Here is a 23,609-nt window from a genome sequence, read left to right as displayed (position 1 = left end):
GCCCCCGACGCCCGCGTTTCGTCCTCTGGATGCGGTACTTGCGCGCGCAAGTACCGCATCCAGAGGACGAAACGCGAGTCGCGAAAAGGCCGAAGGCCCCCTCCCCCGGGCTGAGCCGGGGAAAAGGGGCCTTCGGGTAGGTGCCGGTTACCAGCCGCGGTCGGTCACCGCACCGTTGGACGCGTTCCAGAAGACGTAACCGCCCTGGAAGTTGTTCTGCCGTCCACCGGTGACCGCGAACTCGTCGGTCGTCGGATACCTCAGGTACCCGGCCTCCCACTTGAGCGCCTCCCAGCGCTGGCGGATGGCACCCCAGACCCCGTGCGCGTCGGTCTGCATCGTCCAGTAGATCGAGCCGGCCTTGGTGAAGTGGACGTACCGGCCGATCCCGTCCGGCGTCGTCGCCTCTTCCATGGTCGGGTACCCCATGGGCCCCGCCTCCCAGCCGAGCGCTTCCCACCTGGCACGGATCCGGCCCCAGATCGCCTTGGCGTCGGTCTGCACCGTGTAGTAGATCGACGCGTTCTTGCTGAAGTGGTTGTACCGCCCGGCCTTGTCCGGCGTGATGCTCTCGTCCGTGGTCGGGTAGCCGAGCTCACCGGCCTCCGCGCCCAGCGCCTTCCACTTCACCCGGATCCGGCCGAACACCGGATGCGCGCCCGTGTTCACCGTGTAGTAGATCGACGACTGCATCTTGCCGGGCCACAGCGGGAAGTCGTTGTAGCGGCCCGTGGTGTCCGGCGTGGTCAGCTCGTCGGTCGCGGGCGGGCCGAACTCCTTGTGGCCGCCGACGGCGAGGTACTTCTTGAGGATCTCGCCCTCGATCTGCTTGACGCCCGTTTCCTTCGACCAGTACAGCCGTCCGCGTTCGTAGGTGCGGAAGCGGACCGTGCCGTCGACCGCCTCGGGCGCGGTCGGCGCGCCGAGTCGTTGCGCCAGCGCGGGTTCGTCTCGGTAGCGCTTGTCGATCGGAGTGATGTAGTTCGCCGTGATCGTCTGGTCGGTGGTGCCCACGGTGATCTTGGTCAGCCGGTCGGTGGCCCCGTTGGACCAGCCGGTGAAGGTCGACGAACCGTCCGAAGCGACCTGCGCCGCCTGGATCTCGATGACCGCGCCCTCGACCACCATCGCCGAGGCGGCGCCGCCTTCCGGCGTGATGCCGAGCGCCGCGGCGACGTTGCTGGTCAGCGTGAGCCGGTGCTCGCGCGGCTTCGCGATGTAGGTCTTCGACACCGTGACACCGGCGCTGTCGGTCGCCGACGCGGTGAACTCCAGGGTGGAGTCCGTGTGGTCGGTGAACGGCATGGTGAACTCGGGGCCGGTGGCTCCGTGGTCCGGATGCGCGTGGCAGACCGCGTTCTCCGGGCAGTGCCGGATCAACGTGGTCCAGGTGACCGGCAAGGCGCCGTCCTCGGCGTCGGTGACCGTCGCACCGACCTTGACCTCCTCGCCGACCGCGAACAGCCGGTCACCGGGGTCGGTCAAGGTCAGCTTCGGCGAGTGGTTCCCAGGAGCCACGGCGATTTCCGTGCTCCCGGACGCCTGCAGCCCGTCCTTCACCGTCAGTTTGGCGGTGAACTTCTCGACGCCCTCCGGGTAGGTGTGGCTGACCTTCGCCCCGGTGCCGGTCTTGCCGTCGCCGAAGTCCCATTCGTAGGTCAGCGGGTCGTTGTCGAAGTCGTACGAAGCGGTGCCGTCGAACGAAACCGTGCGGGTCTCGGCGTTCGTCTCCGAGGTGGCCACCGCGACCGGCTCCTTGTTCCCGGTGGTGTAGCTGAGCCGTCGCAGCAGACCGCTGTTGAGGTCGGCGAAGACGATGTCACCGTTGGCCGCGGCCGCGAACTTGACCGGACCGCCGATGCCGGTGAACTTCGGCGGCGTCTCCTGCGGGCGGACGATCCGGCCCTGGGTGTCGTACTTGACGGTCCACAGCTTCTCCGTGGCGTAGTCGCCGAAGAAGTACGCGCCCCGGTACTCCTCCGGGTACGACTCTCCATTGTAGACAATGCCGGCGGTGATGCTGTTGCCGTTGTCGATGCCTTCACCGTGACGGACCGCCAGCATCGGCGGGGTGTTCACCGCCGAAGCGCACTGCGCCATCGTGGAGAAACCGTCGGCGGGCTGGTTGCCCTCGAAACAGGGCCAGCCGTGGTCCGCGCCCTTCTGGACGAAGTTGAGCTCTTCCCAGGTGCCCCAACCGACGTCGCCGACCACCGGGAGACCGGTGGCCGCGTCGAGGGTGAACCGGAACGGGCTGCGGAAGCCGCTCGCGAACACCTTCGAGCGCAGGGAGTTCGGGTTCGCGGCACTGTAGTACGGGTTGTCCGGCACGCCGGCGCCGTCCGCGGTCACGTGGAAGATCTTGCCGAAGATCTTGTCGAGGTCACGCACGTTGAGCGCGTACGGGTCGGCGGCACCCTGGAAGCGGGAGCTGTCGCCGGTCGAGAACCACACCGTGCCGTCGGGAGCGGCCACGACACCGGTGATGCCGTGGATGTCGGTGTTGCCGACGCCCTCGACGAGAACCTTCTCCGCGGTCAGCCCGGTCGGCTGCGTGGTGCCGGAGACCGTCCAGCGCGAGCCGCGCATGGCGAAACCGCCGCCCGCGATGTCGACCGCGCGGGCGGTGTAGATCGTGCGGGAGGTGGCGAAGTCGGGCGCGATGGCGATCCCGACCAGACCGAGGTCGCCGGTGCTGCGGACGGGCAGGTTGGCGATGGTCTGGATCTGGCCGGTGGTGGACACCCAGTTGACCTTGCCGCCCTTGCCGGTGGTCAGGATCGAGCCGTCGGGCAGGTAGGCGAAGTCGGTCAGATCCCGGACGGCCTGGCCGCTCGGCTGGTCACGAAGGAGGAAGCCGGGTGGCAGCACAGGTGCCGCGGACGCCGATGTGGACGTCAACGGCACCAGCAAGGTCACTATCAGCAACGTCACGAAGGCGTGACAGAGCGCACGGATTCTCGAAGGCATGCAGAGGGCCCCTTTCCCCAGTCGAACGTCTCATCGACGGGGTCTACGTGGGCATTTCACACTTTCGAGTGCCTTTATGGAACTGTGATCACCAGCGCCGGTCGATCACCTGCCCCGTGGTCCGGTTCCAGGTGACGTAGCCGCTCTGGAAGCTGCTCTGCCGTCCGATCTGGATGGTGAACTCGTCCGTCGCCGGATACCGCAGGTACGAGCGTTCCCAGCCGAGCGCGGCCCAGCGCTGCCGGATCGCGCCGTAGACGGCGTGCGCGTCGGTGGCCATCGTCCAGTAGACGGAGCCCGCCTTCGTGAAGTGGTTGTACCGGCCGACGCCGTCCGGGGTCGCCGACTCGTCGGTCGACGGGTACCCGAGCGGCCCCGTCTCCCAGCCGAGCGCCTCCCACCGGACGCGGATCCGGCCCCAGATCGCGCGCGCGTCGGTCTGCACCGTGTAGTAGATCGACGCGTTCTTGCTGAAGTGGTTGAACCGGCCGATCCCGTCGGGGGTGCCGAGTTCGTCCGTCACCGGGTAGCCCAGCGGCCCGGCCTCCGCGCCCAGCGCCACCCACTTCACCCGGATCCGCCCGTACACCGGATGCGCGCCGGTCGACGGCGTCCAGTAGATCGACGACTGCATCGTCCCCGGCCAGTTCGGGAAGTGGTTGAACCGGCCGACGCCGTCCGGGGTGGCCGTCTCGTCGGTCGCGGGCGGCCCGAACTTCCGGTGCCCGCCCAGCGCGAGGTACTTCGCCAGGATCTGGCCCTCGATCTGCTTCACCCCGGTCTCGGCGCTCCAGTAGAGCCTGCAGCCCGTGTACGTCCGGTAGCGCACGGTGCCGTCGGCGACCTCGGGCCCGGTCGGCGCGCCGAGACGTTGCCGCAGCGCCGGTTCCGCCTGATAGCGCTTGTCGATCGGGGTCAGGTAGGTCGCGGTCAGCGTGACGTCGTGCGCCGGAACGGTGATGGTGACCGTGCGCGAGGTCCTGCCGTCGGACCAGGTGGCGAACGTCGAGACCCCGTCCGCGGCGACCTCCGCCGCGTCGACCTCGAACGTCGCGCCCTCGGTGACCATCGCGGTGCCGACCCCGCCCTCGGCCGGGATGCCCAACGCCGCGGGAACGTTGCTGGTGAGCGTCAGCAGATGTTCACGCGGCCTCGCCACGTAAGTCCTGCTCGCCCGCACCCCGGCACTGTCGGTCACCGTCGCGGTGATCTCGACCCGGGAATCCTGGTGGTCGGTGAACGGCATGGAGAACGACGGGCCGGTGCCGGACGTGCCGGGATGCGCGTGGCAGGTCGCCTCCTCCGGACAGTGCCGGATCAGCGTGGTCCAGGTGACCGGCAGGGCGCCGTCCTCGGCGTCGGTGGCCGTCGCGCCGACGACGACCGGTTCCCCGACCGCGAAGGTGTACGCGCCGAGATCCGTCATGCCCAGCTCCGGTGAGTGATTCGACGGCACCACGACGACGTCCGTGCCGCCCGTGGCGCCGAGGCGGTCGGTGACGGTCAGCCGCGCGGTCACCGTTCCCACACCGGCGGCGTAGGCGTGGCTCACCCGGACGCCGGTCTGGCTCGTGCCGTCCCCGAAATCCCAGTGGTAGGTGAGCGGATCGCCGTCGAAGTCGTAGGAACCGGCGCCGTCGAAGGTCACCGTCCTCGTCGACGGCTCGGTGCTCGACGTCGCCACCGCGACCGGTTCGGCGTTCGTCCCCGGATAGCTGAGCCGTCGCAGGAGACCGCTGTAGATGTCGGCGTACACGATGTCGCCGTTGGCCGCGGCCGCGAACTTGACCGGGCCACCGGCGCCGGTGAACTTCGGCGGCCGTTGCGGCGCCTGCACCAGCCTGCCCTGGCTGTCGTACGTCATCGTCCAGATCTTCTGCGTGACATAGTCGCCGAAGAAGAACGCGCCCCGGTATTCGTCCGGATAGGACGATCCACTGTAGACGATCCCCGCGGTGACGCTGTTGCCTTCGTCGGTCCCGGAACCGTGGTGGTACGCGGTGATCGGCGGGGTGTTGACCACCCCGGCGCAGCCGGGCAGACCGGAGTACCCGGGTGTCGGGGCGTTCGCCTCCCAGCAGGGCCAGGCGTGGTTCGCGCCCGGCCGCACGACGTCCACCTCTTCCCAGGTGTTCCAGCCGACGTCGCCCACGACGGGCAGGCCGAGCCGCGGGTCGAGGGAGAACCGGAACGGACTGCGGTACCCGCTGGAGAAGACCTTGGAGCGGTTGGCGTTCGGGGCCGCGGCGGAGAAGTACGGATTGCCGGGGACGCCGGCGCCGTCCGCCGTGACGTGCAGGATCTTGCCGTAGAGCTGATCGAGGTCGAGGGCGCGCAGCGCGCCCGGGTCCATTCTGGTGAAGTCGGCGGCGTCGCCGATGGAGATCCACAAAGTACCGTCGTCGGCCGCGATGAGCCCCGTGATGCCGTGGACGTCGTGAAAACCGGGAAGGTCGACGAGCACTCGCTCGTTCGTGAGCCCGGTGGGGGTGTCCGTTCCGGTGACCGTCCAGCGCGCGACGCGCATGGTGAACGCACCGACGCCGGTGTCGAACGACCGCGCGAGGTAGATCTGGCGCGACGTCCCGAAATCCGGTGCGACGGCGAGGCCGACGAGGCCGAGGTCGCCCTTGTCGTGCACGGGAAGCGCCGCGATCGTCCGTGACGGGCCGGTCGGGGGAACCCACGCGACCTTGCCGCTCTTGCCCGTGCTGAGCACGGAACCGTCCGGCAGGTAAGCGAAATCGGTCAGATCGAACGCGGCCTGGCCGCTCGGCTGATCACGGAGAACGAATCCGGACGGCAGAGTGGGCGCTCCGGTCGCTTCCGGAGCGCCCACCCATCCCGGGAGAAGCAGGATTGAAACCGACAGCGCGACGAACGCGCGAGTGAGTACCCGGCTCCTGAACATCGGCACTTCCCCATTTCCGGCGTGTCATGGCACGTCGCCGGGGCGGGGAAGGTTATTGCCGCCAGGAGCTTTCATTTATCTCAAAGCAACCGAACCGCAACCATCAGGCCACGACCTGCACCACGTCGCCACTCTGCAGAGTCGTGAAGTACTTCTGCGAAGCCGCGGCGGACAGGTGGATGCAGCCGTGCGAGTACACCGAGAGGCTGCCGGTGTGGAACGCGATACCGGGCAGGAAGAACACCGAGTTCGGCATCGGCGCGTCGAAGGCCTTCGAGTGGTAGTTCTTGACCTTGGCCGAAACGTGGAAGACACCGGTCGGCGTCGCGTGCCCCTTCTTGCCGGGCAGCTGCTTGACCGGGCCGTAGATGACCTTGCCGTCCTGCAGCAGCCAAGTCTTCAGCGCGGAGAGGTCCACGCAGGCGCTCACCCCGGGCGAGGCCAGCGCGGCCTTGCACGGAACGTCGGCCGGGTTCGCGACCGGCTTGGCCGCCGGTTTCGGCGTGGGCTTGGGCGTCGGCTTGGGCTTCGACGACGTCGGCGTGGGACTGCTGCTCGACGTCGGCGTCGGCTTCGGGGATGACGAGCTGGGCGACAAGGATGTCGTCGGCGCCGTGGTGCCGGCCGCCGGGTCGCCCTGCGCGACGGCGCCGCCACCGGGCGCGCTGCCCCCGCCGGAACACGCGGTCAGCACCAGCGCCGTGGCCAGTGCGGTCACCCCCACCAGGAACCTCTTCACGACCTTTACCCCCGATTGTCCGTAGTCCGTCTGACATGGGTAAAGACGGAACTCACCCGTCAGGGGTTGTTGATCGCCAGGTCACGATCACGTCTCGGGGTCGCTGACCTGCGGGAATCAGTGCACGCGGCCGACGACTCGCGCGTACATCCGGCCCGGATTGGCGCTTTCGTCCAGATAGCCGGGCAGGGGCGGCAGTTCCCGCGCGAACACGTCCAGCCGCGCGAACAGCTCGTTCGCGTCCGCGGGACGCCGTTCCGGATCCTTCTCCAGCAGATCCGCGAGCAGGACGTTCAGTCCACCCGGGACTCCGTCCACTTCGGCCGGACTCTCCTTGACCTGCTTCTCGAACACCGCGTACGCCGTCGGCCCGGTGAACAACTGCCTGCCGGTCAGCATCTCGTGCAGTACACAGCCCAGCGCGTACAGATCGCTGCGCGGTCCCGCGACCCCGCGCTGGATCTGCTCCGGCGCCATGTACGCGGGCGTGCCCAGGATCTGCCCGGCGCGGGTGAACTGGGCGACGTCGGTCTCGCGCAGCATCGCGAGCCCGAAGTCGAGCACCTTCACACTGCCGTCGGGGCACAGCATCAGGTTGGTGGGCTTGAGATCGCGGTGGCAGATCGAAAGCGCGTGCGCGGCGGAGAGGACGGCGCACGCCTGCGCGGCGATCGCGGCCGCCCACGGCACCGGCAGCGGCCCGTGCTCGGCGGCGAGATCGGCCACGGTCACGCCCTCGATGAACTGCATGACCTGGTACAACCGCTCGTCATAGGTCCCGAAGTCGTACAACGTCGGCGCACCCATGTGTTCCAGCGTGGCGAGGATCCGCGCTTCCCGGATGAACCGCTGTTCGAGTTCCGCGTCCGGACCGCCGGGGAGTCCGAGGAACTTCACCGCCACGCGGCGGCCGAGATGCCGGTCGTGGCCCGCGTAGACCGCGCCCATCCCACCCCGGCCGAGCGGCAGCTCGTCGAGTTCGTAGCGGTCCGCTATCAGCACCTAATTCTCCGGGATCAACTGTCCTTCGGTGAGTCCGGCCAAGCCTAGTCTCACCAGCTCCAGGCCCGATTCCGCCGCCTCTCGCAAGGCGTCCTCGAAGGCCGCGAGCCGGGTGAACGCCTCCCCGTGGGCACGCTGCGTCTCGATCGGGAGGCGGGGGACGCGGGTGCGCTTGAGGTCGATCCTGGTCGACGACGTCGGCGCGATCTGCCCGGCCGCGCGCAGGCAGCCCGCCAGGAACGCCGCGTCCAGCCGTTCGGGGTCGGTGCGATACCTGGACACAGACGGATCGACGCCGACCGAAGGTCCACTGTGGACATAGGCGGGCACGGCGGGCGAGGCGATGACGTCTCCCGCCTCCACCGAGTCCGGCACACTGAGCACACCGGCCTTCATCAGCTCGCCGATCGTGGTGAACGCGGGCTTCTCGTCGGAGACCGCCAGCGACGGCGGTTCCGGCCGGATCGCCTCGAAATGCCGTCGCACTTCGAGGAATGCCTCGCCCGCGTGTTCGTCCCGCGCCTGATGCCTGGCCGGGGAGAGGTCGATCTCCTCGTCGAGCAGGTCGATGATCCGGACCGCGCCCGGCACCTCCGCCCCGCGCAGATGCTCGCGCCACAGTCCATCCACAGTGGACGGATCGGGTTCGGCGAGCAGCAGCAGCCGGGACGGCGGGCGCTCGCCCGGCTCCGGCCGCCTCAGCAGCCAGAGATCCGCGCCGGCGACCGTCACCACCGCGCGCAAGGCACCGGCGCGCAACAGGTTCCCGCGGATCCGGCGGCCCGTCCGGCGGCCGGCGGCGGCCAGCGGCATGCGGATCGCGACCAGTCCGCCGGGTTTCACATGCGCGAGACAATGCTGCACCCACGCCAGTTCCGGTTCGCCGCGCGGCGGCTGGCCGTACTCCCAGCGCGGGTCGCCGACGAGTTCGTCGTAACCCCATTCCCGTTCGTTGAACGGCGGATCGCAGACGACGGCGTCCGCGAGAAGTCCCTCGTAGGAGTCCATCGTCAGCGCGTGCGCGCCGTACATCTCCATGTCCGCGCCCGCGAGCAGCAGCCGGTGCGCGGCGATGCACGAGATCGACGGGTCGTCGACCTGGCCGAGCAGCCGGGCGCCGCCGGAGGCGAGCAGGAGCGTCCCCAGTCCGCACGCGGGATCGAGTACGACGCCGGGACGGGGACCGATGAGCCGGGACATCAGCGCGACCACCGGTTCCGCGGTCACGGACAACTGACGGGAGTGCGCCTCGACGTAGCGGGCGCACAGGAACTCGAAGGCCTCCCGCGCTCCCTGCTCCTCGGCGAAGCGGTCCAGCAGTTCGAACAGCTCCGGATCGTCGTAGCGCGGCGAGAGTTCCCACTCCTCGGACCCCCGCCGGGACAGGAACGAGCCCATCCTGCCGACGCGCAGGCTCAACGACAGGTCGTCACCGAGGTTCCGCAACCGCTGCCAGACGCGCTCACCGAGCGGGACCTCGAACGGCTTCCCGCGCTCACGCAGCCAGTTTTCGACGTCGGACAACGCGAAGAGGGGGCTCGACGCGGTCCCGCCGACGGGCGGCGGAAAATCGCCGTACCGTCGACGCCAGTTGCTCACCGCGGCGCGGCCGACGCCGGCGACGCGGGCGATGTCCGCCGCGCTGACGGTGGCTTGCTCCTCCATCGGCGCATCGTAACCGACAGCTGAGCATTCCAGCCTCACGTTTGTGAACTCAGTACACAGCTGCTTTACTGGGTGCTATGACGTACACCCTTCGGTACGCGGCCGGCTCGGACGTCGGGCGGCGCCGTCAGGTCAACCAGGACTCGGTCTACGCCAGCCCCAGGCTGCTCGCGGTCGCCGACGGCATCGGCGGCCAGCCGCACGGCGAAGTGGCGAGCGCCGAAGCGGTCGGCGTCCTGTCCCGGCTCGACGCGGACCTCCGCTCGTTCGACCTCGCGGAGGTCGACCTGATCGAGGTCCTGTCCGGTGGCGTCCGCGCGATCGGCGACCGGCTGGTCGCGACGGCCGAACGCGAACCGGAGACGCACGGCATGGGCACCACCCTGACCGCCCTGCTGTTCGACGGCGCGCAGTTCGCGGCCGCGCATATCGGCGACTCCCGTGGGTATCTCCTGCGCGACGGGACACTGCACAAGATCACCCGCGACCACACCCTCGTGCAGGCGCTCGTGGACGACGGGCGCATCGACGCGTCGGAGGCCGAAGGGCACCCTCGCGGCTCACTGCTCATGAAGGCACTCCTGAGCACCGGCAGCGGCGAAGCGGACATCTGGACCTTCGACGCGGCCCCCGGAGACCGTCTCCTGCTGTGCTCGGACGGGTTAACGGCAACGGTTGTCGAAACCGTTATCAAGGACGTCCTGGGCGCCTTCCAAGATCCCGCCGAGACCGTGCCGAGACTGATCCACCTGGCCAACGAGGGCGGCGGACCGGACAACATCACCTGCGTCGTCGCCGACGTCCTCGCGTCATCGCGGGCTTGAGACGGCCAAGCCGGAAACGCAGGTCAGACCCGCCTTCGAAGGGGCGAGAAGGCATCCGGTAAAGTTCCCCACGGAGGATTGGCCGAGCGGCCTAAGGCGCACGCTTGGAAAGCGTGTTGGGTTCACGCCCTCGCAGGTTCGAATCCTGTATCCTCCGCCGTCAGCAAGGCCCCGGACGTTCCGACGTCCGGGGCCTTGTTGATTACTTAGCAGGACCTTCACTTAACAGAGTCAGTTGATCACGCTAAGTTTAATGGTGGTCGTTCCAGCCCCCGACGTCCCAAGGAGTCCGCCAAAATGGCCGGAGTCGAAGAGATCCGCGCTGGTATCGCGCTCGCGAACGAAAAAGCATCCGCGGGTATCGCCGCACTTCAGCAGGCAGCGCAATCTCTTGAAGAAGCCCAGCTTTCGCTGTCCCAGGCCACGCAGGGCAGCACCCAGCACGAGGTGAGCCAGGCTCACGGGCTTCTCGCCGAAGCCCTGCAGGGCATCACCGGCATGCAGAGCACCATCCAGGCGGGCATCTCGTCCGCCGAGTCGTACTCCACCCGCCTCTGAGCATGTACCTCGAAGAACTGCACCAGCTGCTGACGGCCGTCCAAACCGGCCTCGCCGACGGGCGCACTCATGCCGAGCGGGCCAGAAGCCTGCTCGAAGAGGCCCGCCGAGCCATCGTGGATCCACAGGCCCAGGCCGTGCCTTGGGTGCCGTCGCAGCTGGCGCAGGCCGACGAGGGAATAGAAAACCTCCTGACGCGCCTTTCCGCCGCTGACGACCTGGTCAGCGGTTACCAATCACGCCTCTGAGATCGGCGAGCCGGTATGGGCAGCAAAGCGAGTGAACAGCGCAATCGCGTCGCCACGGCGCTGGAGCGGGTCCGGCACCAGATCGGGCTCGTCCTCGGGGCCGCCGACGGCGCCCGCCAGGCCGCCGAGGCGGAACTGGCCAAGCTGGAACTGGAACGGCAGATAGTCCGGGTGGGGATGAACAACTCCACCGCCGATCAGCACGCCGAATGGTCGCGGCATCCCGCCGCGACCGAGGTGTTCGGCATGCTCGGCACCGTGCGGGGCCAGTTCTACGCGGACTGGGAAGCGGGGCCGGACGCGCTGCGCGACCTGGTCGCGCACAACGCGCCGGGCCCCGCCGGGCAGCAGCCGGGCAACTGGCTCGGCCGCGTCGGCGGGAATCCCGGCATCAGCGCGCCGGGGCTGTGGCGCGTCGGTTCGGCGACCGTGCCGGGCCGCGACATCCCGCGCACGTTCGACGTCGCCATCCCCCTGCTCGACGAGTCGCATCTGTCCATCACCTCGGCACCGAAGACCCGGGCCGCGGTGGACGGCATCGTGCAGAACCTGCTGATGCGCGTGCTGAGCACGTTCGAGCCCGGCGCGGTGCGCGTCCACCTGTGGGACGTCGGGCAGCTGACCGCGATCCTGCCGGACCTCTACCCGCTGAGCCGCACGAGCGCGCTCACCCTGTACGACCCGGGACGGCTCGAAGACCTCCTCGACGAGCTCGCCGGGCACATCCGCCGTATCCACGCGACCGGGATGCAGGCGGGCCACACCTCGCTGCGGGAGCTCCGGCAGGCGAGCGGCCAGCGCGTCGAACCGTTCCGTGTCGCGGTGCTCTACGGCAACGGGGAGACCCTCGAACCGGAGCGCGCCCGCGAACTGAAACGCGTCGCCAGCGGGGCGCTCGCGGCCGGGATCTGCCTGATCCTCGTCGACGTGCCGACCACGCTGTCGACGTCGGTGGAGACCTTGAGCCTCCTCGACGACCGTCGCGCGGTCAGCAGCATGACCGGTCCGGACCTGGTCGTCGACCTCGATCCGCCGATGCCGTCCGCGCAGGTCATCCGGGCCGCCGGGCGGATCGCCGAGGCGCTGATCGCCAAACAGGGCGGGCCCCGTTCGTTCGCCGACCTCCTGCCCACCGAGCTGGGCAAGGAGAGTTCGGCACGGGAACTGCGGGCGCCGGTCGGGTTCTACGAGGGCGAGGCGGTGGAGGTCGTCATCGGCGACGCCAGCCCGCACGCGCTCATCGGCGGGCCGAGCGGTTCGGGGAAGACGAACTTCCTGTACTCGCTGCTCGGCAGCCTCGCGGCGCGGTACTCGCCGGACGAACTCGCGCTGTATCTGCTGGACTTCAAGGAAGGCGTGTCGTTCGCCGGGCTCGCGCCGGGGCGGCGGGACGCCAGCTGGCTGCCGCACGCCAAGCTCATCGGCGTCAACGTCAACACCGACCGCGAGTTCGGCCTGGCGCTGCTGCGGTTCCTCGCCGACGAGCTGCGCCGTCGTTCGGCGGCGGCGAAACAGCACGAGGTCACCAATCTCGCGGACCTGCGCGAGCAGGACCCCGGCGGGCACTGGCCGCGGATCGTGGCGGTGATCGACGAGTTCCAGTACCTGTTCGCCGGCCGCGACGGGGTGACGGCGACCGCGACCCAGCTGCTGGAGGACATCGCGCGGCGAGGCCGGTCGCAGGGCATCCACCTGGTGCTGGCGAGCCAGGACGTCGCCGGGATCGAGGCGTTCTGGGGCAAACCGGCGGTGTTCGAGCAGTGCACGCTGCGGATCGCGATGCCGAAGGCGCGGCGGGTGCTGTCCGAGACCAACAACGCGGCGGTTTCGGCACCGAAGTGGCATGCGGTGATCAACCACGATTCCGGTGTCGCGCACGGGAACCAGCTCGCCCATGTGCCGGACGCGAGCAGCAAGGACGTCTTCGTCAAGCTGCAGCACCGGCTGTGGGAACGGTACTCGGAGTCGTTCAAGCGGCCCCGGCTGTTCGACGGCGCGCATTCCCCCGTCCTGGAACGGTTCCCGGCGTTCAACGATCTCAAGCCGACGAAGAAGCCGCGGGCCCTGCTGGGTCAGTCCATCGACGTCGACGAGGCCGCCTGCGGGGTCGACCTGCCGAAGGCGCCGGGCCGGAACGTCGCGGTCCTGGGCGCCGCCACGGCGGAGGCACTGTCCATCATGGACTCCGCCGCGCGCTCACTGGCCCGTCAGCATCCGCACGGGTCGGTGGAGTTCGTGCTCAGCTGCCCGATCGAGGCGTCCGTCCCGGCGGTGACGGAGCTGGTCGAACGGCTCCAAGCGGACGGCCACCACGCCTCACTGGTCGACGATCTGCCCGGCCGGGTAATCGATATCGCGGAGAATTTGTCCTCTTTGGACACTGCTAAAGTGCTGCTGCTGTACGGCGTCGATGCCTCGATCCCCGCGCTGGAGGCCAAGGCGCCCGGACAGCTGAAGAGCGGCTTGGACCAGCTACGGGTCCTGCTGAAGCAAGGGCCGACGCACGGCGTCCACACCATCGGCTGGTGGCGCAGTATCGCGCGGCTCAAGGACACCCTCGGGTTCGCGGGCACCGACGACATCGGCACCTGGGCGGCGCTGGACGTCCAGGGCAACGAACTGTCGCCGTTCGCCGCCGGGCAGGTCGTGCACTGGTCGCCGCGACCGGGTCGCGCGCTGTTCTTCGACCGCACCACCCACGGCGCCCCCGAGGTGATCATCCCGTTCCAGCGTCCGGAAGGGCTTCTCGATGGATGACGGCATCACCGCGGCGATGCGGTACAAGGAGATCGTCGGCCTCGCGCGCGCTTCGGCGGAGAACCTCCGCAACTGGGAGATCGGCCGCGCGGACGAGCTGGAGGCCCGGCTCGCCGAAGCGCATCAGGCCGTCGCGGACGCCGCCGAACGCGAGCAGCGGGCGATCGACCGGTGCACGCGCTGGTGGAAGATGGCCCAGCACAACGTCGAAGGCCTCTCCTGGCTGCCGGACGACGAGGAACCGCAGCCGGTGCCGACCGCGCGGGCCGGTTACCTGGAGCGGTACCTGGAAGAGGTCAAGCCGAGCTACCAGGAACTCGTCCAGGCCGTCCTTTCCCTCGGCTGGCGCGCCAAACGCTCGTGAGTGGTAATGACGGTTCTAACCGTCATTACCACTCACGAGACCATCAGGGCAGGTAGGGACCGAAGACCTTCTCCAGGTAGTCGGTCAGGTCATAAAAGGTGTCCTGGACCGGGTTGCCCGTGCTCGGCCGGAACCGCAGCACCTGCGGGTCGTGGTCGCTCGCCTGCTTCGCGAACTCCGCGTTCAGGTGGACGACGTCGTACTCGGTCCCGCGCGGCGCCCGCGACGCCAGGATGTGGTCCAGCACCTGCGACTGGCCCTCGAAAACGTAGCTGTACCGCTCGTTCTCCGGCAGCGACGCGATGAGGTCCTTCAGGGCGCCACCGGCGGTCAGGGTCTGTACCGCGGGCGAGAACGGGTAGTCGTTCAGGTCACCGGCCACGATGATGTTCGCGTTCTTGTCCGACGCGAGCACCTTGTCGATGAAACCGCGGAGCACGGTCGCCTGCTTGGCCCGCTGCACTTCGGAACTCCGCACCGGCGGCTGGTTGCGGCCGTGCGTCGGCTGGTCGCCGCCCTTGGAGTTGAAGTGGTTCGCGATGACGAACACGGTGCGGCCCTGGAAGACGAACTCGCCGGCCAGCGGCTTGCGGCTGGACCCCCACGCCTCGTCGGCGGGTTCGACCCGGCCGGGCGAGATGGTCAGATGGGTCTTGCCGCGTTCCTTGACCACGCCGACCGGGGTGACCGCGTCGCCGCCGGGTCGATCCACAAAGGACACCCGGGCCGGGTTGAACAGGAAGCCGACGCGGATGTTGCCGCCCGGCTGCCCGCCGTCCTTGCCGTTCTCCGGATCGATCTGACGCCACTCGTAGCGCGGGCCGCCGGCGGCGACGATCGCGTCGACGAACTTCCGCAACGTCTGGTCCGCGGCGACGGTGCCGTCGTTGGCGGGCCCGTTGTTGTCCTGGATCTCTTCCAGGTTCAGGATGTCCGGCTTCGCCAGGTTGGTGGCGATGGCCTTGGCCAGCTCGCCGAACTTCTCCGCACTGTCCAAAGCGGACAGGTTCTCGACGTTGTAGGTCGCCACCGACAGCTCACCGCCGCGCTGCGCGCGAGTGCTCTCCCGCTGGAGTCCGTTGTCCTTCGCGGCACCGAGCTTCGTCGCGAACAGCGTGTAGCCGCCGAAGTTGCTGTACTCGACCGGACCGGCGGTCTCGCCGGTGAGCACGTCACCGGTGTTGACCTTCGGGAACGGCTGCTCGGCGAACGGGATCAGCGACGCGACCTTCAGGACACCGGTGTTGAGCCGGTCGTAGTCCAGGTACACCGCGCCGCCGCGGACGCTCGGGTTCTGTTTCGGCTTGGTGGTCACGTAAAGCTCGTTGAACGACGACGTCGGGCCGACGACCCGCGCGTCGGAGACGCTGACCGGCTCGCTCTCGTGCGCCTCCCAGAAGTCCAGCGAGTACTTCGCCGGCTCCAGCGGCAGCGGTTCGATGTCGCCTCCCGGAGCGGGGGCGACGGTGTCCGGGACCGAGTCCGGCGTGACGACTGTCGGCGCGGGTACGGCATTCCCGCTCGAATCGACCGTCCACTGTGCACTCGTCAGCTCGGTGAGCGACTGGTACGGCGAGGTCGCGGGGGCGTCCGGGTAGAACTCGCGGACGGTTCCGGTGGCGGTCACCGCGTCACCGACGGTCACGGCGGGCGTGGTCGAGCCGGTGAAGACGAACAGCCCCTCGCTGGTGCGCGGGTCGGCGTCGGGGGCGGTGTCGGTGATCCAGAACCCACGAGCCGAGCCGAAGCTCCGGATCGCGGTCACGACGCCGGTGACCCCGGCGACCTTCCGGTCCTTGAACGGCGAGATCCGGGTGCTGCCCTGGATGTCGTGGATCTTGGCGGTCACCGGCGGCGGTCCGGTCTCACCCGGCGTCTCACCCTTGCCGTTGGTCGGGGTGGGCGCGCCGGCGGTGAAGTCGGCGGCGTTGTCGTCGGTGTCCGCCAGCGTCGCCGCCCTGGCGACGGACGTGGTGTTGGACGGCGCGGGTGCCGCGGCGCCCTCGCGGATGACGGCGCCGGAGCCGAATCCGACGAGGTCCTTGACCCGGGTGTCGGCGGCGCAGTCCGCGGCGGTCTTGCAGGTCAGCGCGGTGGTGCCCTGGACGAGCGCGATGGTGCCCGCGGTGGCGGACAGGGTGATCGTCCCGGTGGCGTCCGGCGTCGGCAGGGCGACGGTGCCGCCCGCGCCCTTCGCCTCCGCGACCAGGTACCGCGCACCCGGCGCGACCCCGCCGGTCAGCGGCGTGCCCTGCCAGCCGCTCCCCGACGCGGGCGCGTACTGGACGCTGAAGCCGTCGAGGTTCACGATGGCGGCGCCACGGTTGGCGAGTTCCACGAAATCGTTGATCAGCGTGGCCCCCGAGTTGCCACCACCGCCGTAGACCTCGGCGATCACGGCGTCGGCGCTGGGCGCGGCGAGCGCGGCCGGAGCGGCGGCACCGCTCACGGCCAGCCCGGAGGCGACGGCCACGGTCAGGGCCCTTCTCCGGGCAGCACGTCGGGATGTGGTCACGCTGAGTCCCCTCTTCGCAAGATCGGTCGAGGAATACTCCCCCGAACAAGTGAAATGAGGAAGACGGCAAGACAACGATTCGTCACCGCTAGCCCGTTCGGACCCCTGCTTTCGTCGGCTTCAGGGCTGGTTTCGCCGTGTTCTCGCGTGAGAGGATCAAGGTCCGCCGCCTGCACACCTCAGGAGGCGTCTTCATGCGCGGACTACTTCGCGTGCTCGTCCCTCTCCTCGCCGCGGGTCTCGTGACCCCGGTTCCCCCGGCGGCCGCCGGACCACCCGGGAAGCCCGCTTTCGAGGTGATGATCGCGGCGAGCGCGGTCGCGTCCCGCACCGACCGGCGGCCGAACGCGGGCGGGGGCCACGATCCCGTCGCGCGCAAGACCTTCATCTCGTGGTCCGGCAAGGCGGCCGACACCTACGTCCAGGCCTACGACCACCGGACCGGCGCCTGGACCGCGCCGAAGAAGATCGCCGACGGCGAGTCCGATCCGCACAACTACCCGACGATGCTGCTCGCCGGCGACGGCCACCTGCTGATCTTCCGCGGTATGCACAACACGCGCACCGTGATCAGCCGCGCGCCGCTGGCCCATTCGCTCGAAGGCACCTGGACCGACACCGAGATCCCCGAGGGGGACTCGGCGAGCTATCCGATGCCGGTCAAGACCGTCGACGGCACGCTGTTCCTGTTCTACCGGGAGACGACGAACGAACTCGATCCCACCGCGAACAGCGACTTCCGCCCGATGAAGTACATCGTCTCCCGCGACGACGGGAAGACGTGGAAGAACTCGGTGCAGCTGACCGGGAAACCGTGGGCGTTCGGTTCGCTGGGCCGCGCCGACCACATGGACGAGGTCTACGTCGGCCAGTTGCGCTATTCGCCGTCGTCCGGGCGGATCCAGTTCGTCTACACGCTGGCCGGCGGTGGGCCGACACAGCACAAGCACGACGTCTACCACCGCAACGTCTACTATCTGTCGTTCGACGTCCGTACCCTGCGCTTCTTCTCCGCGGCGGGTCACGACCTCGGCACTCAGGTCGACGACGCCGAACAGGAGCGGTACCTCAAGGTCGTCGAAACCCCGCTCGAACTCCCGGGCGGACTCAAGTCGCCGGACTACATCCTCCAGGTCGGCACGCAGCGCGACGGCAAACCGTTCGTCACCTGGTTCCAGTTCGACGCCGCAGGCTCGCCGCGCGATTTCGCGGGGGCGTGGAACGGCCGGGAGTGGGAAGTGCGCGAAGTCGCGAACGGACTCCGATTGCGCGAGATCGAACCCCTCAAGGGCGGCACTTGGCGCGTTTACGGAACGCGGGACGGACGGCCGGACATCGAAACGTTCCTGCTCGGGAATGGGCGCGTCTGGAAGCCGGAAACCGTGATCACCACACCGAAACCGGTCCAGCGCGTCGAGGTGATCACCGGATTCCGGGACCCCGCCCGCATTCTGGCGACCGGGGCGGCCAGCGCCCGTGACGTCTCCGTGGCCGACGGTGACATTTATGTAGCGGGGGCGCCGCGCTAATAGCCCATTGGGGTTTCCCTGCCTTAAATGAACCTCAAGTCCGGGTACAACCGGGCATTTCCGGAGTTACCTTTGGCGACGTGAGCGAAGACACAATCGCCGCTCACGTCGCCGGAGGGCAGGTCTCGCCCCCGGCGGCCGCAAGGCTTCTGGCGCTCGCCGGGGAGGGCGAGCGGGGGGAACCGGGGGAATGGGGGGCGCACCGCCGGTGCACGGGACCCGTCGGGGGAGGACGGAGCCCGTACGCCGGCGGTGCGTCATGTCCGGACCGCTTCCGTCCTCGTGAGTGGTGATGACGGTCAGACCGTGCCTTAAGGCTCTACTTGGGCGGCGGCGGTTGATCCCGAGCCCGGTCCGCGAAGGACTCCTTCGGGGACCCGCAGTTGCTTACCCACTGCTCCGGCTCGCGCCCCGAGAGCCGCACCCTGTGTGGCGTCGCACCGCCTCACGATCCACACGCCACCCCGCAGGTCAGGCGCCGGTCCGTGAAGGCCTCCTTGAGGGACTCTGGGTCCCTCAAGGAGGCCTTCACGGACTCGATGGTCGCCACATATGGCCCGCAAGCACCAGCAGTCACAACAGCGCTGGCCTCGCGCCACTCACGAGTCGCGGCCACGCACCTGCCGCGTCCGGTACTTCCCGAGGAGCGACTTCGCCCCGGCGATCGCCGCCTTGCCCGCGCCCTTCGCGCTCGCGGCCAGGAACGTCGTCCAGTCGAAGTAGTCGCGCCACAGCACGATGCGGCCGTCGCGCACCTCGAACGTGCCGCACACCCAGAACTCGGCCTCCCACGAACCGCGCCGCAGGACGTCGGTGCGCTCGGTGAGCACGATCGGGCCGTCGGCGGCGATGTGGTGGGTGCGCGCCTCGAACCCGCTGCCGTAGCGGGCCAGGGTGCGCAGCTGCTTCTCCACCGCGGCAAGGCCGCGAGCCGGGGGAAGCGGGACGTTCTGGTAGACGATGTCGATCGCCACGAAGCCGAGCGCGCGATCGATGTCGAGCTCTTCGAGGGCCTGAAGGAAACCGGTCACCACGGTCTTCGGATCCGTCATGCTCACCGAGGCTAATCCGTTTTTGAACCGCCGGAAGGTCACAGCCGTATCACAAGGCGGAGGGGCCGGTTCCCCATGACTACGGAGGTCTCAATGCGACGGCGACTGCCGATGGCCCTGCTCGGACTGCTCGTCTGGGTACTCGCGGGCTGCTCGACGGCCACGGGTGCCGCGCCGGCGCCGCAGGGCACGCCGGGCGCGAGCCAGGCCGACATCACGTTCTCCCAGCAGATGGTCCCGCATCACCAGCAGTCGATCCAGGTCGCGAACCTGGCCTCCGAACGGTCGGCGTCCGAGTTCGTGAAGGCCATCGCGGCCAAGATCATCAAAGCCGAATCGGCCGAGGTCCAGACCATGACCGGCTGGCTGCAGTCGTGGAACGCGGCCGCGCTCCCCGCCGCGGGCCACGCCGGGCATTCGATGCCGGGGATGATCACCTCGGGACAGGTCGCCGGGCTGGAGAACCTGACCGGCGCCGAGTTCGACCGGGCCTGGCTCCCGCTGATGGCCGAACACCTGCGCAACGGCGTCACGATGGCGAAGACCGTGCTGTCCTCGGGCGAGCACGCCGAGACGAAGGCGCTGGCGCAGGAGATCGTCGAGAACCAGACGGCGGCGATCGACGAGATCACCGCGCGGATTTCTTGACCCCCTGAAGGGCCCGTGAGGCCCTCCGGTATTGTTCTCGGCGGTGGCGTGTCCGAGCGGCCGAAGGAGCACGACTCGAAATCGTGTGACGGTTAATACCCGTCCGTGGGTTCAAATCCCACCGCCACCGCAGCGAAGAGCCGGTCTCCACGGAGACCGGCTCTTCTGCGTGTGGGCTACTGGTTGAACTTGTCCTTGAGCTCCTGCACGCCGCCTTCCGCGCGGTCGCGCAGATCGTGGCCGGTCTCCTTGACCTGGCCCTCGGTCTGATCGGCCCGGCCGGAATTCGCGAGGTCCTGGTTCCCGGTCTTCTCGCCGAGCTTCTCCTTGGCGGCGCCGATGGCCTGCTCGGCCTTGTCCTTCGCCTTGTCGAAAACGCTCATGGCGGATGTTCCTCCTTCGACCGCGGCCGCCGTATGCGACCGCCTGCCTTCGGGTTACCCGCCCAGCCGGAGGTGACACCTCGGCTCACCCGATGCGGTTACCCCGTTGCCCGTGGAAGAAGTCTTCGAGCAGGGCGGCGCATTCGCTCTCCAGCACGCCGCCGACGACCTCCGCTCGGTGGCTGAGCCGCCGATCGCGGACGACGTCCCAGAGCGACCCCACGGCCCCCGTCTTCGGCTCCCAGGCGCCGAAGACGAGCTTCGCGACCCGTGCCATCACGAGGGCGCCCGCGCACATCGTGCACGGCTCCAGCGTCACCGCGAGCGTGCAGCCTTCAAGCCGCCAGCCGTCGCCGTAGATCTTGGACGCGGCCCGCAGCGCGAGGATCTCCGCGTGCGCCGTTGGGTCGCCGAGTTCCTCGCGAGCGTTGCGGGCCGAAGCCAGCGGGGTCCCGTCCGGTGACAGGACGACGGCGCCGATCGGCACGTCGTCGCCCGCACCCCGCGCCGCGGCGATCGCCGCCTGGACGGCGGCGATGTCGGCGGCGGAGGCGGAGGGGCTCAGATCTCGTCCAGGATCTTGGTGAACTCGGCGGCGAAGCCACACCGCTGCGCGACCATCTGGAGTTGTTCGTCCGGATAGAGGTCGACCTCGCCGACGATCACCTCGAGCTCCGCCCCCGGCAGGCCGAGATCGGCCAGGATCTCCAGATCGCCCTCCGGCCAGACCGCGTCGTCATCCTCGTCCGGCGGGTCGACTCTCAGCACGTCGAGGACGTCGGCGGCGATGTCGTAGTCGAGCGCCGCGGCCGCGTCGGACAGCAGCAACGAAGGCCCTCGGGGACTCGGCCGGACGATCACGAAGAACTCGTCGTCGACCGCCAGCAGCCCGAAGGCGGCACCGGTCGAACGCAGTTTTCCGAGCTCAGTGATCGCAGCGTCGAGTTCGGCGAGCGCCCCTGGATCAAGAGAGCTGCACCGCCATCGACCGTCCTCCCGCACCACGGCCACCGCGAACCCCGTGATCGGCTCTTGCACCGCCATGCGCACACCGTATTCCGCCCGCATTCGGAACGCACGCACGGTGCGCCCGAACCGCCTCATGCGCCACTATCGAGACATGACCGGACCCACCGACCTGCCCACGCTCCCCGACGCGCGCTTCGCCGGTTTGCTGGACGAAGCCCGCGCCCTCCAAGCGAAAACCGTAGAACTCCGCCGGAAGATCCACCGGAATCCGGAACTCGGCCTCCAGCTGCCGAAGACCCAGGCCGCGATCAAGGCGGCCCTCGAAGGGCTGCCGCTGGAGATCATCGAGGGCAAATCGACCACCTCGCTGACCGCCGTCCTGCGTGGTGGGAAGCCGGGTCCGGCGGTCCTGCTCCGCGGCGACATGGACGCGCTGCCGCTGCGGGAGGACACCGGCCTCGACTTCGCCTCCGAGGACGACGGCGTGATGCACGCGTGCGGGCACGACACCCACGTCGCGATGCTGGCTTCGGCGGCGCGGCTGCTCAGCGAGCACGCCGACGAGCTGGCCGGCTCGGTCGTCTTCATGTTCCAGCCGGGCGAGGAAGGCGAGCACGGCGCGCGCCACATGATCCACGAGGGCGTGCTCGACGCCGCGGGCGAACGGGTCGAGAAGGCGTTCGGCCTGCACATCTTCACCCAGGTCGCGGCCGGCATCGTGCAGACGCGGCCGGGGCCGATCATGGCGTCGGCGAACAGCTTCCACGTCACCGTCACCGGCCGGGGCGGCCACGGCTCGGCGCCGCACCAGGCCATCGACCCGGTTCCGGCGGCGGCCGCGATGGTGAGCGCGCTGCAGACGATGGTGACCCGCAAGGTGAGCGTGTTCGAACCCGCGGTGGTCTCGGTCACCCGGATCGAGGCCGGGACGACGACGAACATCATCCCGGAGACGGCGTTCCTGGAGGGCACGATCCGCACGCTGTCCGAGCGGACGCAGGCGTTCGTGCGCGAGGAGCTGCCGAAGGTGTGCGAGGCGGTCGGCGCCGCGCACGGCGTCCGCGTGAGCGCCGAAGTCCTCCCCGGCTACCCCGTCACCGTGAACGATCCGCGGGTCGCGGGCCGGGTGCTGGAACTGGCGGCCGAGGTCCTCGGTGCCCGCAACGCCGAGGTGATGAAGGACCCGGTGATGGGCGCGGAGGACTTCTCCTATGTCCTGCAACGCGTGCCCGGCGCCTTCGCCTTCCTCGGCGCCTGCCCGCCCGGCGCGGACCTGGCCACGGTCGAGGCCAACCACTCGAACCGGGTGGTCTTCGACGAGGACGCCATGGCCAACGGCGTCGCGCTGTACGCCGCCTTCGCCCTCGACGCACTGCGGTAGTCATCTCGTCTCGTGAGTGGTAATGACGGTTCTAACCGTCATTACCACTCACGACCATTTGGACCGACCACCCGTCCCAACTTTCAGGACGCATGTCCCGATGAGGCCATCGTGCTAACGTGACTTGTCACATCATATATCAGATCGGACATGCCAGTGACGACCGCTTCTTCGTTCGACGAGCTGAAACGACGGCTGTCCGGGGTCGTAGCGATCCCGGTGACCCCGTTCGACGCCGATGGCGCCGTGGATCCGGAGACCTACGCGAAGCTGGTGGACCGGCTGATCACCGGCGGCATCGACGTCGTGACGCCGAACGGCAACACCGGCGAGTTCTACGCCCTCGACGAGGCCGAGGCGCGGCACTGCCTCGAACTGACGGTCAAGACCGCGGCCGGGCGGGCGACCGTGGTCGCCGGCGTCGGACACGACGTCGCCACGGCGATCCGCGCGGCGCGGCACGCCCGCGAGACGGGGGCGGAGCTGATCATGATCCATCAGCCCGTGCATCCGTACGTCTCGGCGGACGGCTGGGTCGAGTACCACCGCGCCATCGCGGCGTCGGTCCCGGAACTGGGCGTCGTGCTCTACGTGCGCGACCCGGCGATCGAAGGCGAGCGGCTGACCCGGCTCGGCGACGCCGCCCCGAACGTCATCGGCGTGAAGTACGCGGTGCCGGATCCGGTGCGGTTCGCGTCGGTGGCGAGGGACGCGGGCTTCGAGCGGTTCGCGTGGATCGCCGGACTGGCGGAGCTGTCCGCGCCGGGCTACTTCGCCGTCGGCGCGACCGGGTTCACGTCGGGACTGGTGAACGTCGCGCCGTCGATCTCGCTGGAGATGTTCGGCTCGCTGCGGGACGGCGACTTCCGCGGCGCGATGGCCTGCTGGGAACGCGTCCGGCCCTTCGAAGAGCTGCGGGCCGCGGACGGGAACGCCAACAACGTGAGCGTCGTGAAGGAAGCGTTGGCGCAGCTGGGTTTGTGCCGCGCGGACGTACGCCCGCCGAGCCGTCCCTTGACCGGCGCCGAACGGGACCGGGTCGGCGTCCTGCTCGGAAAATGGGGTCTTCGCTAGAAGACTTTTCTGACCGTGTT

Annotated in this window: 19 protein-coding genes and 2 tRNA genes; 11 read left to right on the top strand and 10 right to left on the bottom strand. The window is 69.1% G+C overall.

Annotated features, from left to right (window positions below):
* Nucleotides 1–147 precede the first annotated feature (147 nt).
* From SD37_RS02085 to SD37_RS02065, 5 genes are all read right to left on the bottom strand, one after another.
* The gene (locus SD37_RS02085; RefSeq protein WP_044853606.1) at nt 148–2,970 is read right to left on the bottom strand and encodes a PQQ-dependent sugar dehydrogenase; all 2,823 of its coding nucleotides are present in this window, start codon (nt 2,968–2,970) and stop codon (nt 148–150) included.
* A gap of 88 nt (nt 2,971–3,058) precedes the next feature.
* Nucleotides 3,059–5,881, bottom strand: coding sequence for a PQQ-dependent sugar dehydrogenase (locus tag SD37_RS02080; RefSeq protein ID WP_174567814.1), 2,823 nt, complete (start codon nt 5,879–5,881; stop codon nt 3,059–3,061).
* A 103-nt stretch (nt 5,882–5,984) separates the two neighbouring features.
* Nucleotides 5,985–6,620 carry a L,D-transpeptidase gene (locus SD37_RS02075; RefSeq protein ID WP_044853604.1) on the bottom strand — a complete coding sequence of 212 codons (636 nt, stop codon included), beginning with the start codon at nt 6,618–6,620 and terminating at the stop codon, nt 5,985–5,987.
* A 117-nt stretch (nt 6,621–6,737) separates the two neighbouring features.
* Nucleotides 6,738–7,622: a serine/threonine-protein kinase gene (locus SD37_RS02070; RefSeq protein ID WP_044853603.1), complete on the bottom strand. Its 885-nt coding sequence runs from the start codon at nt 7,620–7,622 to the stop codon at nt 6,738–6,740.
* Nucleotides 7,623–9,287, bottom strand: a complete 1,665-nt coding sequence (locus tag SD37_RS02065; RefSeq protein ID WP_044853602.1) for an N-6 DNA methylase — start codon at nt 9,285–9,287, stop codon at nt 7,623–7,625. It lies immediately after the preceding gene.
* A 77-nt stretch (nt 9,288–9,364) separates the two neighbouring features.
* Here SD37_RS02065 and SD37_RS02060 point away from each other — a divergent pair, with 77 nt between their 5' ends.
* The 6 genes from SD37_RS02060 (at nt 9,365) to SD37_RS02035 (ending at nt 14,038) form a co-directional block, all read left to right on the top strand.
* Entirely contained in the window at nt 9,365–10,111 is a 747-nt protein-coding gene (locus SD37_RS02060) for a PP2C family protein-serine/threonine phosphatase (RefSeq protein WP_083254861.1), read from the top strand.
* A 72-nt stretch (nt 10,112–10,183) separates the two neighbouring features.
* Nucleotides 10,184–10,268: transfer RNA gene (locus tag SD37_RS02055), tRNA-Ser, on the top strand.
* A gap of 140 nt (nt 10,269–10,408) precedes the next feature.
* Nucleotides 10,409–10,669, top strand: coding sequence for a hypothetical protein (locus SD37_RS02050; protein WP_037320341.1), 261 nt, complete (start codon nt 10,409–10,411; stop codon nt 10,667–10,669).
* A gap of 2 nt (nt 10,670–10,671) precedes the next feature.
* Entirely contained in the window at nt 10,672–10,917 is a 246-nt protein-coding gene (locus tag SD37_RS02045) for a hypothetical protein (protein WP_037320343.1), read from the top strand.
* 15 nt (nt 10,918–10,932) lie between these two features.
* The gene (locus SD37_RS02040) at nt 10,933–13,674 is read left to right on the top strand and encodes an FtsK/SpoIIIE domain-containing protein (RefSeq protein WP_044853600.1); all 2,742 of its coding nucleotides are present in this window, start codon (nt 10,933–10,935) and stop codon (nt 13,672–13,674) included.
* On the top strand, nt 13,667–14,038 hold the full coding sequence (locus SD37_RS02035) for a hypothetical protein (protein WP_044853599.1): 372 nt from the start codon (nt 13,667–13,669) through the stop codon (nt 14,036–14,038). The genes SD37_RS02040 and SD37_RS02035 overlap by 8 nt, the downstream gene beginning before the upstream one ends.
* A gap of 43 nt (nt 14,039–14,081) precedes the next feature.
* On the opposite strand, the gene SD37_RS02030 is transcribed toward SD37_RS02035, so the two are convergent.
* Entirely contained in the window at nt 14,082–16,553 is a 2,472-nt protein-coding gene (locus tag SD37_RS02030; protein WP_065912736.1) for an endonuclease/exonuclease/phosphatase family protein, read from the bottom strand.
* 194 nt (nt 16,554–16,747) lie between these two features.
* Here SD37_RS02030 and SD37_RS02025 point away from each other — a divergent pair, with 194 nt between their 5' ends.
* Nucleotides 16,748–18,082, top strand: a complete 1,335-nt coding sequence (locus SD37_RS02025) for a BNR-4 repeat-containing protein (protein ID WP_065912735.1) — start codon at nt 16,748–16,750, stop codon at nt 18,080–18,082.
* 599 nt (nt 18,083–18,681) lie between these two features.
* On the opposite strand, the gene SD37_RS02020 is transcribed toward SD37_RS02025, so the two are convergent.
* On the bottom strand, nt 18,682–19,134 hold the full coding sequence (locus tag SD37_RS02020; protein ID WP_174567813.1) for a limonene-1,2-epoxide hydrolase family protein: 453 nt from the start codon (nt 19,132–19,134) through the stop codon (nt 18,682–18,684).
* Nucleotides 19,135–19,227: 93 nt separating this feature from the next.
* Between SD37_RS02020 and SD37_RS02015 the strand changes: the two genes are divergently transcribed.
* Nucleotides 19,228–19,782, top strand: a complete 555-nt coding sequence (locus tag SD37_RS02015; RefSeq protein WP_044853596.1) for a DUF305 domain-containing protein — start codon at nt 19,228–19,230, stop codon at nt 19,780–19,782.
* Nucleotides 19,783–19,824: 42 nt separating this feature from the next.
* Nucleotides 19,825–19,912: transfer RNA gene (locus SD37_RS02010), tRNA-Ser, on the top strand.
* Nucleotides 19,913–19,958: 46 nt separating this feature from the next.
* Here SD37_RS02010 and SD37_RS02005 read toward each other — a convergent pair.
* The 3 genes from SD37_RS02005 to SD37_RS01995 form a co-directional block, all read right to left on the bottom strand.
* Entirely contained in the window at nt 19,959–20,165 is a 207-nt protein-coding gene (locus tag SD37_RS02005) for a CsbD family protein (RefSeq protein WP_044853595.1), read from the bottom strand.
* Between the two features lie 85 nt (nt 20,166–20,250).
* Entirely contained in the window at nt 20,251–20,703 is a 453-nt protein-coding gene (locus SD37_RS02000) for a nucleoside deaminase (protein ID WP_044854018.1), read from the bottom strand.
* A 23-nt stretch (nt 20,704–20,726) separates the two neighbouring features.
* Nucleotides 20,727–21,209, bottom strand: a complete 483-nt coding sequence (locus tag SD37_RS01995) for a tRNA adenosine deaminase-associated protein (RefSeq protein ID WP_201769701.1) — start codon at nt 21,207–21,209, stop codon at nt 20,727–20,729.
* A 76-nt stretch (nt 21,210–21,285) separates the two neighbouring features.
* On the opposite strand from SD37_RS01995, the gene SD37_RS01990 reads away from it, so the two are divergent.
* Both SD37_RS01990 and SD37_RS01985 read left to right on the top strand, forming a co-directional pair.
* On the top strand, nt 21,286–22,515 hold the full coding sequence (locus SD37_RS01990; protein WP_044853594.1) for a M20 metallopeptidase family protein: 1,230 nt from the start codon (nt 21,286–21,288) through the stop codon (nt 22,513–22,515).
* Nucleotides 22,516–22,665: 150 nt separating this feature from the next.
* Entirely contained in the window at nt 22,666–23,589 is a 924-nt protein-coding gene (locus SD37_RS01985; RefSeq protein ID WP_044853593.1) for a dihydrodipicolinate synthase family protein, read from the top strand.
* Nucleotides 23,590–23,609: the final 20 nt, after the last annotated feature.

The organism is Amycolatopsis orientalis (assembly GCF_000943515.2).
GTDB classification, from domain to species: Bacteria; Actinomycetota; Actinomycetes; order Mycobacteriales; family Pseudonocardiaceae; genus Amycolatopsis; species Amycolatopsis orientalis.
This window is presented reverse-complemented; position numbering and strand designations above follow the sequence as displayed.

What these genes read in the sequence shown, in the direction of transcription:
- SD37_RS02040 (WP_044853600.1), top strand. Translation starts at nt 10,933, where the DNA reads ATGGGCAGCAAAGCGAGTGAACAGCGCAATCGCGTCGCCACGGCGCTG.
- SD37_RS02005 (WP_044853595.1), bottom strand. Translation starts at nt 20,165, where the DNA reads ATGAGCGTTTTCGACAAGGCGAAGGACAAGGCCGAGCAGGCCATCGGC.
- SD37_RS02080 (WP_174567814.1), bottom strand. Translation starts at nt 5,881, where the DNA reads ATGTTCAGGAGCCGGGTACTCACTCGCGCGTTCGTCGCGCTGTCGGTT.
- SD37_RS02015 (WP_044853596.1), top strand. Translation starts at nt 19,228, where the DNA reads ATGCGACGGCGACTGCCGATGGCCCTGCTCGGACTGCTCGTCTGGGTA.
- SD37_RS02060 (WP_083254861.1), top strand. Translation starts at nt 9,365, where the DNA reads ATGACGTACACCCTTCGGTACGCGGCCGGCTCGGACGTCGGGCGGCGC.
- SD37_RS02050 (WP_037320341.1), top strand. Translation starts at nt 10,409, where the DNA reads ATGGCCGGAGTCGAAGAGATCCGCGCTGGTATCGCGCTCGCGAACGAA.
- SD37_RS01990 (WP_044853594.1), top strand. Translation starts at nt 21,286, where the DNA reads ATGACCGGACCCACCGACCTGCCCACGCTCCCCGACGCGCGCTTCGCC.
- SD37_RS02045 (WP_037320343.1), top strand. Translation starts at nt 10,672, where the DNA reads ATGTACCTCGAAGAACTGCACCAGCTGCTGACGGCCGTCCAAACCGGC.
- SD37_RS02035 (WP_044853599.1), top strand. Translation starts at nt 13,667, where the DNA reads ATGGATGACGGCATCACCGCGGCGATGCGGTACAAGGAGATCGTCGGC.
- SD37_RS01985 (WP_044853593.1), top strand. Translation starts at nt 22,666, where the DNA reads ATGCCAGTGACGACCGCTTCTTCGTTCGACGAGCTGAAACGACGGCTG.
- SD37_RS02020 (WP_174567813.1), bottom strand. Translation starts at nt 19,134, where the DNA reads ATGACGGATCCGAAGACCGTGGTGACCGGTTTCCTTCAGGCCCTCGAA.
- SD37_RS02085 (WP_044853606.1), bottom strand. Translation starts at nt 2,970, where the DNA reads ATGCCTTCGAGAATCCGTGCGCTCTGTCACGCCTTCGTGACGTTGCTG.
- SD37_RS01995 (WP_201769701.1), bottom strand. Translation starts at nt 21,209, where the DNA reads ATGGCGGTGCAAGAGCCGATCACGGGGTTCGCGGTGGCCGTGGTGCGG.
- SD37_RS02065 (WP_044853602.1), bottom strand. Translation starts at nt 9,287, where the DNA reads ATGGAGGAGCAAGCCACCGTCAGCGCGGCGGACATCGCCCGCGTCGCC.
- SD37_RS02025 (WP_065912735.1), top strand. Translation starts at nt 16,748, where the DNA reads ATGCGCGGACTACTTCGCGTGCTCGTCCCTCTCCTCGCCGCGGGTCTC.